This is a genomic window from Exiguobacterium sp. s11, from assembly GCF_018619015.1.
GTDB lineage: Bacteria > Bacillota > Bacilli > Exiguobacteriales > Exiguobacteriaceae > Exiguobacterium_A > Exiguobacterium_A indicum.
The window spans coordinates 25,476-41,633 of the sequence record NZ_JACSNF010000008.1 but is presented as its reverse complement, the minus strand read 5'-3'; the positions used below and the strand labels follow the sequence as shown (position 1 = coordinate 41,633).

Here is a 16,158-nt window from a genome sequence, read left to right as displayed (position 1 = left end):
GTCCTGAGCCAGGATCAAACTCTCCATGAAGTGTTTGACTTGCTCGTTGTGTGACCGAAGTCACGATTGACGAAGCTTGCGCTTCATTCATGTTTGTATTCCGTAGAATACGATTTTTGCCTCATCGTTCAGTTTTCAAAGTTCGTCGTGTCGTTTTCAGCGACTTTAATATCTTAACAAGTTATCAACCCGATTGTCAACAACTTTTTTGATATTTATTTTTGTGTGTCACGACCATTCGCGGCACAAGAAGTAATATACCATGGCTTTTCGAATCGTACAAGCATTTTATTAGAAAAACATTTAAAAACTTTTATTTACCCGTTTTTTGACTCGTTTATCCCTACATTGACTTCAAAAAGAACGCTCCGTTCCTTCTATAAGCTATAGAAGAAACGGAGCTCTACTCATTAATTTTGTTGGTGACGCATCGTTGGGAAGAGTAATACATCACGAATCGATGGCGCATTCGTCAACAACATGACGAGACGATCGATCCCGATGCCAAGACCACCCGTTGGCGGCATACCGTACTCGAGTGCTTCAATGAAGTCTGTATCCATTTCATGTGCTTCGTCGTTTCCTGCTTCTTTTTCGACGAGTTGTGCTTCGAAACGTTCACGTTGATCGATTGGATCGTTCAATTCCGTGAAGGCATTCGCATGTTCACGACGGACGATGAATAATTCAAAGCGATCCGTAAAGCGTGGATCCTCTGGATTTTTCTTCGCAAGTGGCGATACTTCAACAGGATGACCATAGACGAATGTTGGTTGAACGAGTGTCTCTTCTACTTTTTGTTCAAAGAACTCATTCAAGATATGTCCCGTCGTCATGTGCGACTGGACTTCAACACCGTGTTCATGCGCTAGTTCGAGAGCACGTTCGTTTGAAATCTGTTCAAAGAAGTCGACACCTGTCGCTTCTTTAACAAGATCGACCATGTGTGCTCGTTTCCAACCGACAGATAGGTCGATGACGTCTTCTCCGTAAGTGACTTGTGTCGTACCGAGTACTTCTTGTGCGACGTGAGCGATCAGGTTCTCTGTTAAGTTCATGATGTCTTTATAATCCGCATACGCTTCATAGAGTTCGATCATCGTAAACTCTGGGTTATGGCGTGTTGAGATTCCTTCATTACGGAACACACGACCGATTTCGTAGACTTTCTCAAGTCCACCGACGATCAAACGTTTCAAATGGAGCTCGATCGCAATCCGCATGTAAAGCGTCATGTCGAGTGCATTATGATGCGTGATGAACGGACGAGCCGATGCTCCACCCGCAATCGTATGCAACATTGGTGTTTCGACTTCCAAGTATCCGAGGTTATCGAGATATTGACGAATTCCACGAATGACTTTACTCCGCGCGATGAATGTCTCACGTGATTCTTGGTTCGTAATGAGGTCGAGGTAACGCTGACGATAGCGTTGCTCGATATCTTTTAATCCGTGATATTTATCCGGAAGCGGACGTAATGCTTTTGTTAATAACGTAAATGCTGTGACGTGAACAGACAGTTCACCAACATTCGTTTTGAACACGTATCCTTGGATCCCAACGATGTCACCTAAGTCACATGTCTTATAAATCTCATACGCCTCTTCACCGACATCATCTTTACGGACATACAACTGAATTTGACCTTGTACATCCTGAACGTTCGTAAAGCCAACCTTCCCTTTACGACGTGTCGTCATGACACGACCCGCGATGGCAACTTCCGGTTTCAGTTCAGCCAACTCTTCTTTTGTATGTTCACCAAACGATGCACGAATGCTCGCGGTATCCGTCGAACGTTCAAAACGTGCGCCGAATGGATCGAGACCTTGTTCACGCATGGCGTTCATCTTACCGAGACGCACCTGCATTTGATCGTTCATTTCCATATCCTGACTCACTCTCTTCACTCCTTTTAATAATGGTTCACGACGATTCTCTCGAATAAAAAGCTGCCGGAATGACCGACAGCCCTTTAGAAAACCGATACGCTCATCTTCAATGCAACTAGCGTACCACAAAACGACGCTGTCCGACTATACTTTACCTGTTAGGCATATGCTACGTCTTCTTCGAGTGTCTGCAAGTACTGCTGTAACAGTTCGACGAGTCCTGCGTGTGTGTCGATATTGAATAACGCATTGCGAACGCGACCGTTCCCCTTCATTCCTTTCAAATACCAGGCGACATGTGTCCGCATTTCGCGTACGGCGAGTTCTTCTCCCTTTAGCGCGACTAGTCGTGTGGCATGCAAGAGACAAATATCAATCTTCTCACGCGCCGTCGGTTCTGCTGGAAGCGTTCCTGATTCGAGGTACTGGATCGTCTGATACAACATCCATGGATTCCCGAGAGCGGCCCGTCCGATCATGACACCGTCGACGCCGATCTCATCAATCATCCGTTTTGCATCTTGCGGAGTCTGAACATCTCCATTTCCGATGATTGGGATGTTGACCGCTTTTTTCGCTTCGCCAATGATGTTCCAGTCTGCGACCCCTTCATACTTTTGCGAACGTGTCCGCCCGTGGATGGCAACGGCTTTCGCCCCACCCGCTTCTGCTGCTTTGACATTATCGACACAATAGATGTGATGGCTGTCCCAGCCGGTCCGCATCTTAACAGTAACGGGTTTATCGATCGCTTGCGTCACCGCATGAACCATCTCATATACCTTATCCGGATCAAGCAACCATTTCGCTCCAGCATCGTTTTTCGTGACTTTCGGGACGGGACAGCCCATGTTGATGTCAATGATGTCGGCATTCGTGTTCGCTTCGACATATCGTGCCGCTTGAACGAGTGTCTCTTTTGAACCGCCATAGATTTGAAGACTGAGCGGTTTTTCCCGCTCATCCACGTACAGCATCTGAAGCGTCCGTTCGTTTTCGTACAAGATCCCTTTATCGCTGACCATCTCCGCACAGACGAGTCCTGCACCAAACTCCTTTGCGATTAACCGAAACGCCGGATTACAGACGCCTGCCATCGGTGCCAAGATGACTTGATTCTTCAGTTTGACATCACCAATGTTAAATTCCATTATTGTTCCTCCGCTTCTAAAAGCCCACCTAACCGTCGTACACCGTTTCGTTCTGTCTCTGGTAACTGCTGATACAACTGCTCGACACTTTGCTCAAGACCGGGTATGACGCATGTTGCTGCGAGTTCACGTAATGGTGCGAGGACGAATGCCCGCTCTTGCATCCGCGGATGCGGAACGGTTAATCCTTCGAGGTCAATGCGTTCTTCCTCATATAGCAAAATATCTAAGTCAAGCGTTCGTGGTCCATTTTTGAACAGACGCTCGCGTCCTTCTAGCTGTTCAATTTCCTGCAGTCGCCCAAGTAAGACAGATGCCTCATCCGTCGTTTGAATCGCGACGACCATATTATAGAATAAATCCTGCTCGAGATACCCGACAGGTACCGTCTCATAAATGGAAGAGGTCTTTACGTCATGAACGGACGGTAATGCTCTCAGGCGAGCAATCGCTGCTCTTAAGTGAGCCGCTTTATCGCCGATGTTCGAGCCGAGTGCAATGTAAGCTTCCTTCATGCATAGTCCTCCCGAAGGCGATTGATCTCGACCGCCACATGTTCATAATGACCGGCAATCGGCGGATCCGGTTTGATGACCTTGATCGACGCTTCTTGAATTCGTTCGTCTAACGCAAATACTGCTTTTGCAATACGGTCCGCCAAGGCTTCGACGAGTTGGAGCGGTTCTCCTTCGACGACACGTTTCGTCGCTTCATACAATTCGGCGTAATTGACACTTTTCGTCAAATCATCCGTCCGACCGGCTTCTGCCAATGCAAGTCCGATCGATAAGTCGACATTGAAGCGTTGACCGAGTTTCGTCTCTTCTGCGAATACACCGTGGTACCCATAAAAACGCATTCCTGTTACATGAATTCGATCCACCGTTATTCCCCCTTCGTCGCAGCCAACATGATGTCCATCATCTGCGCTGCCCGTTTGACTTCTTTGACGTCATGCACACGCATCCAGTCACATCCTTGTTGAATTCCGTAACACACCGTCGCAATCGTTCCTTCGAGTCGTTCTTCTGTCGATAATCCGAGCGCAAGTCCGATCATCGATTTACGGGACGTTCCGAGTAAAACCGGATACCCGAAGTCCGTTACGATCGATAGATGACGCATCAGGTACAAGTTCTCTTCATGCGTCTTCATGAATCCAATCCCAGGGTCGAGCCAAATATGCTCTTCCGCTACGCCTGCCTGTTTTGCTAACCGAATCGATTCCTCAAGGTCAGCCCGGACTTCTGCCAGCATATCTGTCCCATGCGCCGTCTCCCGGTTATGCATCAAAATGATGGGTACTTTATACTGCGCAGCAACGTTGACCATCGAACGATCGCCCCACTTCGAGCCCCAAACATCGTTGATGATATCTGCTCCTGCTTCAATAGCAGCCTCTGCGACGACCGGTTTGTACGTATCGATCGATACGAGGACGTTCAGCTCTCGTTTGATGCGCTTGATGATCGGTAAAACACGGGTGAGTTCTTCTTCGACTGATACGAATGCTGCACCCGGTCGTGTCGATTCTCCACCGACATCGATTGCATCTGCTCCATCCGCGACGAGCTGACGCGCTTGCCGCATCGCTTGCTCGACATCGACATATTGTCCACCGTCCGAAAAGGAGTCCGGTGTCACGTTCAAGATACCCATGATGTAAGTCATCGTTGTTCTCTCCTTGTCGTCACCTGTTCGACGGATTGATCGAACAGCGTCATGATTTGTGCATATCCTGTTCCGTTGATTCCAGGGAAAGGGCGTCCGTCAAGTGACGAAATAGCGACCGCTTCCTGAACGGAATTCGTATAGATGATCTCATCTGCTTCTTCGAGCTGCGGTAAATAAGCCAAGCGTTCTTCGACCGGTACATATTGCATGAGGAACTGACGGGTAATCCCGTTCAGTGCACCGGTTTCAAGCGGTGACGTATACCATGTACTTCCGTAACGCCAAAAGATGTTTGACGTAATGCCCTCACAGACATGACCTTCCTTCGTCAAAAACAACCCTTCTGCTTCCGGATTGAACAATTGGCGTTTCGCCACTAGATTGTTCATGTAATGATGTGACTTCAAGCGGTAAGTCGTCTCCGGTGTACTGCGCGGTAAACGAATCGTCTCGAGTGCACGTTCCGCCCGTTTTCGCGGAGCGATTGGTTTCACATAGATCAACACGGTCGGCGTGTCGTAAGGATCGATTGATAAACCGATCTCACGTGGACCGGCAGAGACGTTCAACCGAATGTATAAATCGTTCGCCCCATATGCCGCATATAAATCTTGGATCGCTTGCCGTAAGGCTTCCCGATCATATGCTAGCTGGATTCCGAGTGCGACACAACTCATCCGTAAGCGTTCAATATGATCATCGAACAAAAACGGATGTCCGTTATAGGTCCGAAACGTCTCGAATACACCCATCCCGTAGACGAATCCGTGATCGAGCGGGGAGATGCGTACTTCTTCTTCTCGTTTAATGGTTCCGTCATGCCAGAGATACATAATGCGTCAACTCCAAGAAATTTTTTAACATCTGCTTCCCGTCTCGCGTCAAAATCGCTTCCGGATGGAACTGGACACCGAGAATCGGCAACGTCCGGTGACGGAGTGCCATGATCTCCCCACCGGATTCCGCCGTCACTTCGAGCACTTCCGGGAATGTCTCGCGTTCAACGACGAGCGAGTGATAACGTGTCACCGGCGTCGCTTGTGGGATTCGTTCAAAGATGCCTTGTCCGTCATGCGTCAGTGGCGAGACTTTTCCGTGCATCAATTCCTTCGCGCGGACGACTTTACCACCGAATACTTGTCCAATCGCTTGATGACCTAAGCAGACCCCTAGTATCGGCACCTTCCCAGCAAAATAAGCAATCGCTTCTAGACTGATCCCCGCTTCATTCGGTGTACAGGGGCCCGGTGAGATGACCAGATGATCCGGTTGCAACGCTTCGATTTCCGCAAGGGTGATCGCGTCGTTGCGAAATACCCGGATGTCTTGCCCAAGTTCGCCGAAATACTGGACTAAGTTGTACGTAAAGGAATCATAGTTATCAATCAATACAATCATTGCGTTCCCTCCGCTGTTTCTTTTGTCACCCATAACGCTTTGGCTTTACTAAGTGACTCTTCGTATTCACGTGCTGCGTCCGAATCTGTGACGACTCCAGCACCTGCTTGAACATATGCCATCCCGTCTTTTGCGACGAGTGTCCGGATCAAGATATTGAAAATGACATCATCCGCCCAACTGATGAAGCCAAGCGACCCAGTATAGATACCGCGCCGGACCGGTTCCAGTTCTTCAATGATTTCCATCGTCCGGATTTTTGGTGCGCCAGTGATCGTACCACCTGGGAACATCGCAGCGAGCACCTGACTCCCAGAGTGTTCCGGAGCTACTTCCCCTCTGACGTTTGAGACGATGTGTTGTACGTGCGAGTATTTCTCGATCACCATCAGCTCATCGACATGAACCGTACCATAACGACTGACGCGTCCTAAATCATTCCGCTCTAAATCAACAAGCATCACATGCTCTGCCCGTTCTTTTTCATTATCGAGTAAGGTTTTCGCAAGTCGTAAATCCTCCGCTTCATCCTTCCCGCGCGGCCGTGTTCCGGCAATCGGACGTGTCGCTAACGCATCACCGATTTTTTCGACGAGCAACTCGGGTGAGGCGGACACGAGTGTTAAATCTTCATCCGCAAAGTAACCCATGTATGGAGAAGGATTGACTTGTCGTAATACATCATACAAATGTTCCGCTGTCGTCCCAAGCGGTTCCTGTTGACGGACGGACAAATTAACTTGGAAAACGTCACCGTCCTCAATATAGGATTTAATCCGGTGTGCCGCTGTCATGAACGCTTCCTGCCCGAAAGCCCGTTCTCGCTCACCTGATAAACCAGTCGGTGTAAATTGAGGTGCATCCGTCTCGATGCACCAACGCGCGACTTCCGTTTCAAGAACTCGCTCTGCTTCTTCTGCTGTGTCTCGTGTCACGGCAATGAACAATTGCTTCGTTTCTTCATCAAACACGGCGACTTCATCGTACCAGTAAAATGATAGATCGGGTGTTTGCAAATCATCCATCGCTCGTTCAGGTAGCTTTTCTAAATAACGGACGGCATCATAACTGACGTATCCGGCAAACCCACCAAAGAACGGTGGCATTCCATCCGGTCGGATCGATTCACGGTCGACGCGGAGCTGTTCGAGTACATCAAACGGATTCGCCGTCGATGTCTCGACTTTTCCATCTGTCTCAATCGTCGTCGTTCCGTCCTTTGTCCGAACGTATCCGACAGGACGAGTCGCCGCCATCGTGTATCGGCCGATTCGACCGCTTTCGAGCCAGACGTGTCCCGTTGTGCCATTCGTCTGTTCAACATATCGATTGTAAAATTGTTCTTTCGTCCATGGTACTGCTTTGTATTTCGTCTGTCGCATACGCGTCCCCCACTTCACACTATTCTGCTCTCATTATACGCAAAAAAGTACACGGAAGCCGAATGACTTCCGTGTACGTCCAGTTGATTACTTCGATTGGTCTGCTTCTTCCTCGATTTGATACAGCGGTGTACTTAAGTACCGCTCCCCATTCGAAGGAATGATCGCAAGAACGTTTTTCCCTTTACCGAGACGTTTCGCTGTCTTGAGCGCCGCTGCAATCGCAGCACCTGACGAGATACCACCTAAGACACCATTCGTCTTCGCTGCTCGGCGTGCGTGATCGAATGCTTCTTCCGTCGTGATTTGCTCAACACCATCATAAATCTCTGTATCGAGAATCGACGGCACGAACCCAGCACCGATTCCTTGCAGTTTGTGTGGTCCCGGTTTACCACCTGATAAGACCGGTGAATCCGTTGGTTCGACGGCAATGATTTCAATACCTTGGAAAGCATCGCGTAACACTTTACCAGCACCGGTGATCGTTCCGCCCGTTCCAATTCCCGCGATGAACGCATCGAGTTGCATGCCTTCGAACGCTTCGACGATTTCAGGACCTGTCGTTTTTTCATGGACGACTGGATTAGCACCGTTATTGAATTGTTGCGGCATGAAGTAACCGTGTTCTTCTGCTTCCGCTGTCGCGCGAGCGATCGCACCCTTCATCCCTTCAGGACCCGGAGTCAGAATCAATTCCGCACCATAGGCGCGAAGCAACGTCCGGCGCTCCATGCTCATCGTTTCCGGCATGACGAGGATGGCGCGGTACCCTTTCGCCGAAGCGACCATCGCGAGTCCGATTCCTGTGTTCCCACTCGTCGGCTCGATGATCGTGTCTCCTTCTTTGAGTTGACCCGCTTCTTCTGCGGCCTCAATCATAGATAACGCGATCCGGTCTTTTACGCTTGATCCAGGGTTCATGTACTCCAATTTCAGATACACATCTGCATCCTCAGGACCCGTTAGATGATGTAACTTGACGATCGGGGTGCGACCGACTAAATCTAATACTGAATTCGCAATACGCATGACCATTCCTCCTCATTAGTGAACCGCTTGAATTCCAAGTAATCCGATAAACTAATTATCAGCGGACTGGATGAAATCTGTCAATCAAAGCGTTTGACTTCCGGCTTTTTTCCATCCTTCGTCTGGCGTTCGACCGCTTCTTGAATCAAACGATCAATCGTCTGTTTTTCCTGTTCCGTTCGCATCGTCTGATAGACCATCGCGCGCGTGATTTTCTCATCACCGACTTCGGCGACGACATCCTCGAGCGGACCACCGATGCTGTCTTGAACGATTTTAGGAGAATCGACCTTTGGGAGCTCACCCATGAAGGCGTAAGCACCGGTCATGAAATTCGTCAACATTAAGATGAAGATCAACATCCACAAGTACTTAGGTTGTACATTCCCCATATTCGATCCCTCTTATGCTCTTTCGAGTGATTTTTCGCGAAGTTCCTCTAATTCTGGAACATCATAGTGATAATGCTCTGAACAGAAGTGACAAACAGCTTCCGCACCACCATCTTCATCAATCATCGCTTGAATCTCATCTGGTCCAAGGGCAATGATTGCTGTCGCTAATTTGTCACGGTCACACGTACATTCGAATGATACTGGAATCGTATCAAGATGTTCGTAGTCACCGAGAACGAGTTCTAACATTTCTTCTGGTGTTTTTTCCTCACCGACGAGAATCGAGATCGGTTTAAGGGCTCCAACACGTTTTTCGAGTGCTGCAATCGTTTCTTCCGACGCACCTGGCATCAATTGAACGATCAAGCCACCTGCTGCGATGACTGATTCGTCTTCTGGATAAACGAGAACGCCAGCCCCAACGACCGATGGGCTTTGTTCCGATACAGCAAAGTAATACGTGAAGTCTTCGCTGATCTCACCTGTTTGAATCGGCGATTGACCACCGACGAAGTCACGCAACCCGAGGTCTTTGATGACAGAGATGTTTCCGCGACCGACCGCTTCACCGACTTTTAGTTTCGTCAGACCATCTGCATTGACATACGTATCCATCTCGACACGGGGACGACTCACATATCCACGTACGACACCTTTTGCGTCGGCATCGACGATGATTTTCCCAATCGGTCCATCGCCTTCGACTTTTAATGTGACACGTGTATCGCCTTTTTGCATCGTACCCATCATTGCACCGATCGTCAGTGTCCGACCGAGCGCTGCTGTGACGACAGGTGTCGTCTGGTGGCGCAGTTGTGCTTCATAGACCGTCTTCGTCGAACGGATTGCAAACGCACGGACTTCTCCATTGAAGCCTAACGCCCGTACTAAATAGTCATCTTTTAATTGTGCTAATAATTCTTCACGTTTCATCTTGATTCCCTCACTTATTTCGTTCGTAGATAATCCGTAATCCATCTAACGTCAAGAATGGATCGACGATCTCAATCATCGTGGATTCCTCGCTGATTAATCGGGCTAAGCCGCCGGTCGCAATGACCTTCGCTTCTCCCATTTCTTCTTTCATCCGGTGAACGAGTCCGTCCACCTGTGCCACATATCCGAAATAGGTCCCCGACTGCATCGCATGGATCGTATTCCGTCCGATGGCTGACTGCGGTTTCGCGATTTCAATTCGTGGCAATTTTGCTGCCTTATTATAGAGTGCCTCGGTTGCAACCATCACACCGGGTGAGATGATGCCGCCGTAATACCGTTTTTGTGCATCGATGTAACAATACGTCGTCGCTGTTCCGAAATCGACGATGATCATCGGTCCCTCGTATTTCGCCGTCGCCGCTACTGCGTTGACGATTCGATCGGCTCCCACTTCCCGTGGATTATCGACTTTTAAATCCAGTCCTGTCTTGATTCCTGGTCCAATCAAGAACGGACGGCGTTTAAAGTAACGCACACACATATTTTCTAGCGGAAACACGACGGGGGGTACGACAGATGATAACACGATTCCCTCGATTTCTTCCACGTTTAGCTCTGCGTCACGGAACAACGCTTTGACGAGCATACCGTATTCGTCCGTCGTCCGTGTTCGGTCTGTCGCAATCCGCCAATGCTCAATCAACTCTTGTCCTTGATAGACACCTAAGACGATATTCGTATTTCCGACATCGATGACTAAAATCATTTGCTTATTTCCCCGCTTCTTCTCAATTTTCATGCTTCGATTGTATTCCGTTGTTTTACGATCGGAACTATATACGTTGTGATTATACCATGCTCGTATAGTCACACCTACCGATGTGTATTCGCTCGGTCTGCCACAAAAAAGAACGGATTCGATATCAATCGAATCCGTTCCATCCGTTTACACTTGATCATCGCGACGCGGCGTATCTGGTGTATCCGTATCTACATTTTTCCCTTCGTCAACGACTGAACCCATTTGCGTTGGAGACTGCGTCGGTTGATCAACAGTTGCATCTGTCGATTCCGGTGCTTTCTCTTCTGCTTTTGGAGTCGTTGCTTCTGGTTCATGTTTTTTGTATTCGCCCGTCTCTAGGAGATGGTGAATTTGTTTTTGATCGAGTGTTTCGACTTCAAGCAATGTCGTTGCAATCAAGTCGAGCTGATCGCGCTTCTCAGTCAGGATATCTTTCGCTTTTTGGTAACAGCGGTTGATGATCGCTTGGATTTCCGTATCGATCTCGTGTGCGATTGCATCCGAGTAGTTCTGTTCGTTTTGGAAATCACGGCCGAGGAAGACGTTACCGCTTTGACCTGATCCGAATTGAAGCGGTCCGAGTTTTTCACTCATCCCGAACTCCATGACCATTTTCCGTGCAAGACCTGTCGCACGCTGGAAGTCATTGCTTGCCCCAGTCGAGACTTCTCCGAAGACGATATCCTCTGCGACACGACCACCGAGCAATCCAGTAATCTTATCTTCGAGTTCCGGCTTCGTCATGAAGTAACGATCTTCTTTTGGCAACATGACAACATATCCGCCCGCGTTTCCGCGAGGAACGATCGTTACCTTGTGTACTTCATCCGCATCGTCGAGCGTGACACCGATGATTGTATGTCCAGCTTCGTGCCATGCGACGATCTTTTTCTCTTTCGGCGAGATGATTCGGCTCTTCTTCGCTGGTCCAGCGATGACGCGGTCAATCGCTTCTTCGAGGTCAACGATCGAGACTTTATCACGGTCTGCCCGAGCGGCAACAAGTGCTGCTTCGTTTAGAAGGTTTTCAAGATCCGCACCTGAGAATCCAGGTGTTCGTTGTGCGATCGCTTTTAAATCAACCGTTGAATCGAGCGGTTTATTCCGCGCGTGAACTTTCAAGACTGCTTCACGACCGATGACATCTGGACGGTCAACCGTGATTTGACGGTCAAAACGACCTGGACGGAGTAAGGCTGGGTCAAGAATATCAGCACGGTTCGTTGCTGCGATCATGATGATACCTTCGTTTTCACTGAATCCATCCATCTCAACGAGAAGTTGGTTCAATGTCTGCTCACGCTCATCGTGTCCACCACCGAGACCTGCGCCCCGTTGACGACCGACAGCATCGATTTCATCGATGAAGATGATACATGGTGCATTTTTCTTCGCGTTTTCGAACAAGTCACGGACACGTGATGCCCCGACACCGACGAACATCTCAACGAAGTCAGAACCTGAAATCGAGAAGAATGGTACGCCAGCTTCACCAGCTGCGGCACGCGCGAGCAACGTCTTACCTGTACCTGGAGGACCTACGAGGAGGACCCCTTTCGGAATACGGGCACCGAGTTTCGCGAATTTACGCGGATCTTTCAAGAATTCGACGACTTCGACGAGTTCTTGTTTCTCTTCGTCTGCGCCGGCTACATCATCAAACGTAATCTTTTTCTTCTCTGTGTCATAGAGGCGTGCCTTCGATTTCCCGAAGTTCATGACGCGACCGCCACCACCGCCACCTTGTGCTTGATTAATCAAGAAGAAGAAGAGGATGAAGATGATGATGAATGGAACGATCGTCGTCAGTAACGCGATCCAACCACCATTCGTTTCTGCTGCCTTAAAGTCCAATTTGACTCCTTGGCTTTTCAATTGCGTATAAAGATCCGTTAGTTCCGTATCAACAGCCGGTACGACCGTCTCATACGTTGAATCTTTTTCACGCAAATCTCCTGTCACATTATACGTCTGCCCTTCGTATTGGAAGGTAGCCGTCTTGATTTCACCTTTTTCAACAGACTCGACAAACTGTGTGTAATTGATTTCTTTGCTTTTGTTCACTGGACTCTGCAAGTATTGCAGAAACAAGATCAAAGCTAGAAAAATGACCCCAAACACGAGGGTATTCTTCACTGCTCGGTTCATCTTATGCCTCCTCTCCGCATCCATCTCGTTTTTCTAGTGGATGAATACGAATCCTGGCGCGACAGGGCGCGCTTTGTAATTGGTTTCATCTTATCATGGGACAGACGAGATTAAAAATAATTAGCCACCGTAGACTGCAGGTTTCAAGACACCTACGTATGGAAGGTTACGATACTTCTCTTCGTAATCCAGACCATAACCGACGACGAATTCGTGTGGAATGACGAAGCCGCTGTAATCTGCGTGCAAGTCATTCTTCCGTCCTGTTGGTTTGTCGAGCAACGTCACGATCTTAACGGACTTCGCTTTCCGGTACTTGAAGAGATCGACAAGGTAACCAAGCGTCAATCCGCTGTCGATAATATCTTCGACAATCAAGATGTCGCGTCCTTCTACCGATGTGTTCAAATCTTTTTCAATCTTGACTTCACCTGTTGATGTTGTCCCACCGTGATACGTTGAAACGTCCATGAAGTCCATTTCAAGGTGCATATCCATCTTTTTCACAAGATCAGACATGAACGGCATTGCGCCTTTTAAGACGCACACAAGCAACGGAAAACGATCGTGATAATCCGCTGTCAATTCGCCGGCAAGTTCGCCCACTTTATTTTGGATCTCTTCTTCTGAAATCAGTACTTTTTCCATATCGTTCATCAAGGTCATGCTAGGTATTCCTCCTCCATAATAAACACTACATTACCATTCTATCATTAAATAAGATTTTGCGAGGAGTTCAAATGACCCGAATATTGCAATTCGATGTCCAATGACGGCTAAAATCACTCCATTTGCATCGACGACGACCGGAACCTGTTCCCGGAGATAACGCGGAACCTTAGCATCAATCAGAATTCGACTGACTTTTTTCGAACCCACAGCAAGCTGAATCCGATCTCCTGGACGTGGCGGACGTACCGTCAATGGGAACGCAATCGCATCCAGCGGGATACCTTGATTTCCGATTGAGAAGCGAACCATTTGTTTACCATAATGATACGTTCCCAAATTCTCCCCTACTTGAAACGATAAATCGTCATTCATTGACCGTATCACACGATCCTGCATCAAAAAGCCATATGCACGTCGCATCCTCCAGTTTCCATAATACACTTCGTCTGAGCCCTTATCCACCCGAAGCCATGTAACAAAGTGACGAATCACATCCGAAGAAAACATTTCTCCCGTTAATGTCGGCAAAACAAGCCGCTGTAAATCCGTCGGTAATTCTAAAATACGTGCGACCGGAATTCCGTTCGCTTCCTTACACCGTTCGAGATAGGTCGCGACGAATGCCGCCTGTTCACGGATAATTTGCTGTCGTGCATGTGCTGCTGCTGCCGTTGCCTGTTCAAACTCAGGACGCATGTCTCGGAGTGATGGAACAATCGTATGCCGGATTTGATTGCGCAAATAAGTAGTTTCTGCATTTGACGCATCTTCTCGCCATGGAACTTCATGTTGTAACGCATATTCAAGCAATGTTTGCTTCGATTCGTGTAGCAACGGTCGATGCAACCAGCCGTTACCAAACGGACGAACCGTCGGAATCCCATCAACTTGCGCTTCTCCACGAATGAGCTGAATGAGCAGCGTCTCGATTTGATCGTCTTGATGATGAGCGAGAATCAGACGCGAGCGCCCGGTCTCTTCCATGATCCGTTCAAAAAACGCATACCGTTCTTCACGACAAGCTGCTTGAGAGCTTTTACGTCCTGTCCATTCTAAACGCGTCATGAAAAAGGATATCTTTCGGGATGTTGCCCACTCCTTAATAAAAAGTGCTTCTTCGTCGGACGCTTCTCGTAATCCATGATGCACATGCGCAATCGCGATATCGTAGCCCTCTTTGTACAACCGATCGACGAGTACCATCGAATCACAACCTCCCGAAACACCTACTAAAAGTGGTTCGAACGGCACACCTTCCATAACGATTTCCCCTTTCCGTTAAAACCTAAAAAAAGCTATCTCTATATAATAGAGATAGCTTTTGAGAATGACCCGTACGGGATTCGAACCCGTGTTACCGCCGTGAAAGGGCGGTGTCTTAACCGCTTGACCAACGGGCCAAAAAAATATGGTAGCGGCGGAGGGAGTCGAACCCACGACCTCACGGGTATGAACCGTACGCTCTAGCCAGCTGAGCTACACCGCCATATTTTTAACTCGTGCGTCTTAAGCACATTTTCTATAATACGGGCAGGTCAAATGAAAGTCAACGCTTTTTCTAAAAATAATTTCAAAAAAATAAAAGATGGAATGAACGGCGTCATTCCATCTCTATTCTTATAAAGAACAGGTCAGCAAGTTATTGACGTTTTGCGCCGCGTCCGCCACGTTTTGAATCCGTTTGACGTTTCAATGTAGCAAGACGATCTTCACTATCTTTCAGGAAACTAGACATCAGCGTATCGAACGATTGTTCTTTGCGCGGTGGTGGTGTACCACGGCCGCCTTTGTTGAAGCCTCCACGGTTACCGCCTCCACGTGGTCCTTTGTTATCGAACGAACGTGGTCCACGATCTTGCCCTGCTGGACGTGGTCCACGGTCGAACTGACGTGCAGGACGAGGACGTTCGCCTTCTGGACGATCGACGGCTTTTTTGATGGAAAGACCGATCTTACCATCGTTTTCAACACTTAAGACTTTGACGGTGATTTCTTGACCAACCGTCAACACATCATTGATGTCTTTAACGTAAGAATCTGCCACTTCACTGATGTGAACAAGACCAGTTTTCCCTGTTGGTAACTCAACGAACGCTCCGAAATTCGTGATGCCTGTTACTTTCCCTTGCACTTTGCTGCCTACTTCAATCGACATAAATTGTATTGCTCCTTTTTAGTTGATTCGTTTCTTATTATACGAGTGATTCATTCTTTTTTCAATCAATCGGCAACCTTCAATTAGTCTTCCGGTGAAAAGTAGAAGATCGTTTCCCCTTTTTTCGAATAGAGCAACTCGCTTCGAGCTAAGTTCGCTACATACTCTTTATCATTGAGACGGTTGATTTCTTCCTTCAGACGGGCGGTCTCTTTTTTTGCTTTCGTCTGCTCTTGTTCGGCGACTTGAAACGACTGCTTTTGTTCAGCGATCAATTGCCGTTTCTCCATGTATGACCACCCCATGAGGGAAAAGATGAGTAAAAAGACGGTCAGACACAGGAAAAAGCGATTTTTGAGACGTCGACGGTTTTCGATGGCATTCTGACTCAACTGCTTTTTACGGTCATTGAGCGGCTTGATCTTTGGCGCAGGACGCCCTGATTCGAGCGGTGTTGGCATATCATCCCTCCTCTTTCTGAGTGGTCACCCCTGACACTCTTTAGTATACTTCCT

General features: G+C 48.2%; 17 protein-coding genes and 2 tRNA genes. All 19 read right to left on the bottom strand.

The features are described 5' to 3' along the window. Window positions 1-410: 410 nt before the first annotated feature. The 19 genes from lysS to KNQ12_RS16575 all read right to left on the bottom strand — a co-directional run bounded on the left by lysS (window position 411) and on the right by KNQ12_RS16575 (window position 16,104). Complete coding sequence (gene lysS, locus KNQ12_RS16665; protein ID WP_087682563.1) at window positions 411-1,892, bottom strand: lysine--tRNA ligase; 1,482 nt, start codon at window positions 1,890-1,892, stop codon at window positions 411-413. A 161-nt stretch (window positions 1,893-2,053) separates the two neighbouring features. Further along, window positions 2,054-3,046, bottom strand: a complete 993-nt coding sequence (gene dusB / locus KNQ12_RS16660) for a tRNA dihydrouridine synthase DusB (RefSeq protein ID WP_214749867.1) — start codon at window positions 3,044-3,046, stop codon at window positions 2,054-2,056. Then, window positions 3,046-3,561, bottom strand: a complete 516-nt coding sequence (folK, locus tag KNQ12_RS16655; RefSeq protein ID WP_023466573.1) for a 2-amino-4-hydroxy-6-hydroxymethyldihydropteridine diphosphokinase — start codon at window positions 3,559-3,561, stop codon at window positions 3,046-3,048. The genes dusB and folK overlap by 1 nt, the downstream gene beginning before the upstream one ends. Further along, window positions 3,558-3,929: a dihydroneopterin aldolase gene (folB, locus tag KNQ12_RS16650; RefSeq protein ID WP_023466572.1), complete on the bottom strand. Its 372-nt coding sequence runs from the start codon at window positions 3,927-3,929 to the stop codon at window positions 3,558-3,560. Before folB ends, folK begins: the two co-directional genes overlap by 4 nt. 2 nt (window positions 3,930-3,931) lie before the next feature. Continuing rightward, window positions 3,932-4,717 (bottom strand): dihydropteroate synthase, encoded by a 786-nt coding sequence (gene folP, locus KNQ12_RS16645; RefSeq protein ID WP_214749864.1) that lies wholly within the window; start codon window positions 4,715-4,717, stop codon window positions 3,932-3,934. Beyond that, window positions 4,714-5,553 carry an aminotransferase class IV gene (locus tag KNQ12_RS16640; RefSeq protein ID WP_214749861.1) on the bottom strand — a complete coding sequence of 280 codons (840 nt, stop codon included), beginning with the start codon at window positions 5,551-5,553 and terminating at the stop codon, window positions 4,714-4,716. The genes folP and KNQ12_RS16640 overlap by 4 nt, the downstream gene beginning before the upstream one ends. Further along, window positions 5,537-6,118 (bottom strand): anthranilate synthase component II, encoded by a 582-nt coding sequence (locus KNQ12_RS16635; RefSeq protein ID WP_023466567.1) that lies wholly within the window; start codon window positions 6,116-6,118, stop codon window positions 5,537-5,539. The genes KNQ12_RS16640 and KNQ12_RS16635 overlap by 17 nt, the downstream gene beginning before the upstream one ends. Then, window positions 6,115-7,500, bottom strand: coding sequence for an anthranilate synthase component I family protein (locus tag KNQ12_RS16630; RefSeq protein WP_023466566.1), 1,386 nt, complete (start codon window positions 7,498-7,500; stop codon window positions 6,115-6,117). Before KNQ12_RS16630 ends, KNQ12_RS16635 begins: the two co-directional genes overlap by 4 nt. 87 nt (window positions 7,501-7,587) lie before the next feature. After that, window positions 7,588-8,532 carry a cysteine synthase A gene (gene cysK / locus KNQ12_RS16625; RefSeq protein ID WP_023466565.1) on the bottom strand — a complete coding sequence of 315 codons (945 nt, stop codon included), beginning with the start codon at window positions 8,530-8,532 and terminating at the stop codon, window positions 7,588-7,590. 80 nt (window positions 8,533-8,612) lie between these two features. Then, complete coding sequence (locus KNQ12_RS16620; protein WP_023466564.1) at window positions 8,613-8,924, bottom strand: SurA N-terminal domain-containing protein; 312 nt, start codon at window positions 8,922-8,924, stop codon at window positions 8,613-8,615. Window positions 8,925-8,936: 12 nt separating this feature from the next. Further along, window positions 8,937-9,860 carry an Hsp33 family molecular chaperone HslO gene (gene hslO / locus KNQ12_RS16615; protein ID WP_023466563.1) on the bottom strand — a complete coding sequence of 308 codons (924 nt, stop codon included), beginning with the start codon at window positions 9,858-9,860 and terminating at the stop codon, window positions 8,937-8,939. A gap of 10 nt (window positions 9,861-9,870) precedes the next feature. Next, window positions 9,871-10,632 carry a type III pantothenate kinase gene (locus tag KNQ12_RS16610; RefSeq protein WP_035399500.1) on the bottom strand — a complete coding sequence of 254 codons (762 nt, stop codon included), beginning with the start codon at window positions 10,630-10,632 and terminating at the stop codon, window positions 9,871-9,873. A gap of 180 nt (window positions 10,633-10,812) precedes the next feature. After that, complete coding sequence (gene ftsH / locus KNQ12_RS16605; RefSeq protein ID WP_023466561.1) at window positions 10,813-12,816, bottom strand: ATP-dependent zinc metalloprotease FtsH; 2,004 nt, start codon at window positions 12,814-12,816, stop codon at window positions 10,813-10,815. Between the two features lie 120 nt (window positions 12,817-12,936). Next, complete coding sequence (hpt, locus tag KNQ12_RS16600; protein ID WP_023466560.1) at window positions 12,937-13,482, bottom strand: hypoxanthine phosphoribosyltransferase; 546 nt, start codon at window positions 13,480-13,482, stop codon at window positions 12,937-12,939. Window positions 13,483-13,515: 33 nt separating this feature from the next. Next, the gene (gene tilS, locus KNQ12_RS16595; RefSeq protein WP_214749859.1) at window positions 13,516-14,748 is read right to left on the bottom strand and encodes a tRNA lysidine(34) synthetase TilS; all 1,233 of its coding nucleotides are present in this window, start codon (window positions 14,746-14,748) and stop codon (window positions 13,516-13,518) included. Window positions 14,749-14,816: 68 nt separating this feature from the next. Continuing rightward, a tRNA-Glu gene (locus KNQ12_RS16590) sits at window positions 14,817-14,888 on the bottom strand. 9 nt (window positions 14,889-14,897) lie between these two features. Further along, window positions 14,898-14,974 (bottom strand) — tRNA-Met (locus tag KNQ12_RS16585). Between the two features lie 153 nt (window positions 14,975-15,127). After that, window positions 15,128-15,643 carry a S1 domain-containing RNA-binding protein gene (locus tag KNQ12_RS16580; protein ID WP_023466558.1) on the bottom strand — a complete coding sequence of 172 codons (516 nt, stop codon included), beginning with the start codon at window positions 15,641-15,643 and terminating at the stop codon, window positions 15,128-15,130. Between the two features lie 83 nt (window positions 15,644-15,726). Beyond that, the gene (locus tag KNQ12_RS16575) at window positions 15,727-16,104 is read right to left on the bottom strand and encodes an FtsB family cell division protein (RefSeq protein WP_023466557.1); all 378 of its coding nucleotides are present in this window, start codon (window positions 16,102-16,104) and stop codon (window positions 15,727-15,729) included. Between the last annotated feature and the right edge of the window lie 54 nt (window positions 16,105-16,158).

Bases quoted from the DNA above. Each gene is read 5' to 3' on its own strand.
- lysS (WP_087682563.1), bottom strand. From the start codon at position 1,892: ATGGAAATGAACGATCAAATGCAGGTGCGTCTCGGTAAGATGAACGCC.
- dusB (WP_214749867.1), bottom strand. From the start codon at position 3,046: ATGGAATTTAACATTGGTGATGTCAAACTGAAGAATCAAGTCATCTTG.
- folK (WP_023466573.1), bottom strand. From the start codon at position 3,561: ATGAAGGAAGCTTACATTGCACTCGGCTCGAACATCGGCGATAAAGCG.
- folP (WP_214749864.1), bottom strand. From the start codon at position 4,717: ATGACTTACATCATGGGTATCTTGAACGTGACACCGGACTCCTTTTCG.
- KNQ12_RS16640 (WP_214749861.1), bottom strand. From the start codon at position 5,553: ATGTATCTCTGGCATGACGGAACCATTAAACGAGAAGAAGAAGTACGC.
- KNQ12_RS16635 (WP_023466567.1), bottom strand. From the start codon at position 6,118: ATGATTGTATTGATTGATAACTATGATTCCTTTACGTACAACTTAGTC.
- KNQ12_RS16630 (WP_023466566.1), bottom strand. From the start codon at position 7,500: ATGCGACAGACGAAATACAAAGCAGTACCATGGACGAAAGAACAATTT.
- cysK (WP_023466565.1), bottom strand. From the start codon at position 8,532: ATGCGTATTGCGAATTCAGTATTAGATTTAGTCGGTCGCACCCCGATC.
- KNQ12_RS16620 (WP_023466564.1), bottom strand. From the start codon at position 8,924: ATGGGGAATGTACAACCTAAGTACTTGTGGATGTTGATCTTCATCTTA.
- hslO (WP_023466563.1), bottom strand. From the start codon at position 9,860: ATGAAACGTGAAGAATTATTAGCACAATTAAAAGATGACTATTTAGTA.
- KNQ12_RS16610 (WP_035399500.1), bottom strand. From the start codon at position 10,632: ATGATTTTAGTCATCGATGTCGGAAATACGAATATCGTCTTAGGTGTC.
- ftsH (WP_023466561.1), bottom strand. From the start codon at position 12,816: ATGAACCGAGCAGTGAAGAATACCCTCGTGTTTGGGGTCATTTTTCTA.
- hpt (WP_023466560.1), bottom strand. From the start codon at position 13,482: ATGACCTTGATGAACGATATGGAAAAAGTACTGATTTCAGAAGAAGAG.
- tilS (WP_214749859.1), bottom strand. From the start codon at position 14,748: ATGGAAGGTGTGCCGTTCGAACCACTTTTAGTAGGTGTTTCGGGAGGT.
- KNQ12_RS16580 (WP_023466558.1), bottom strand. From the start codon at position 15,643: ATGTCGATTGAAGTAGGCAGCAAAGTGCAAGGGAAAGTAACAGGCATC.
- KNQ12_RS16575 (WP_023466557.1), bottom strand. From the start codon at position 16,104: ATGCCAACACCGCTCGAATCAGGGCGTCCTGCGCCAAAGATCAAGCCG.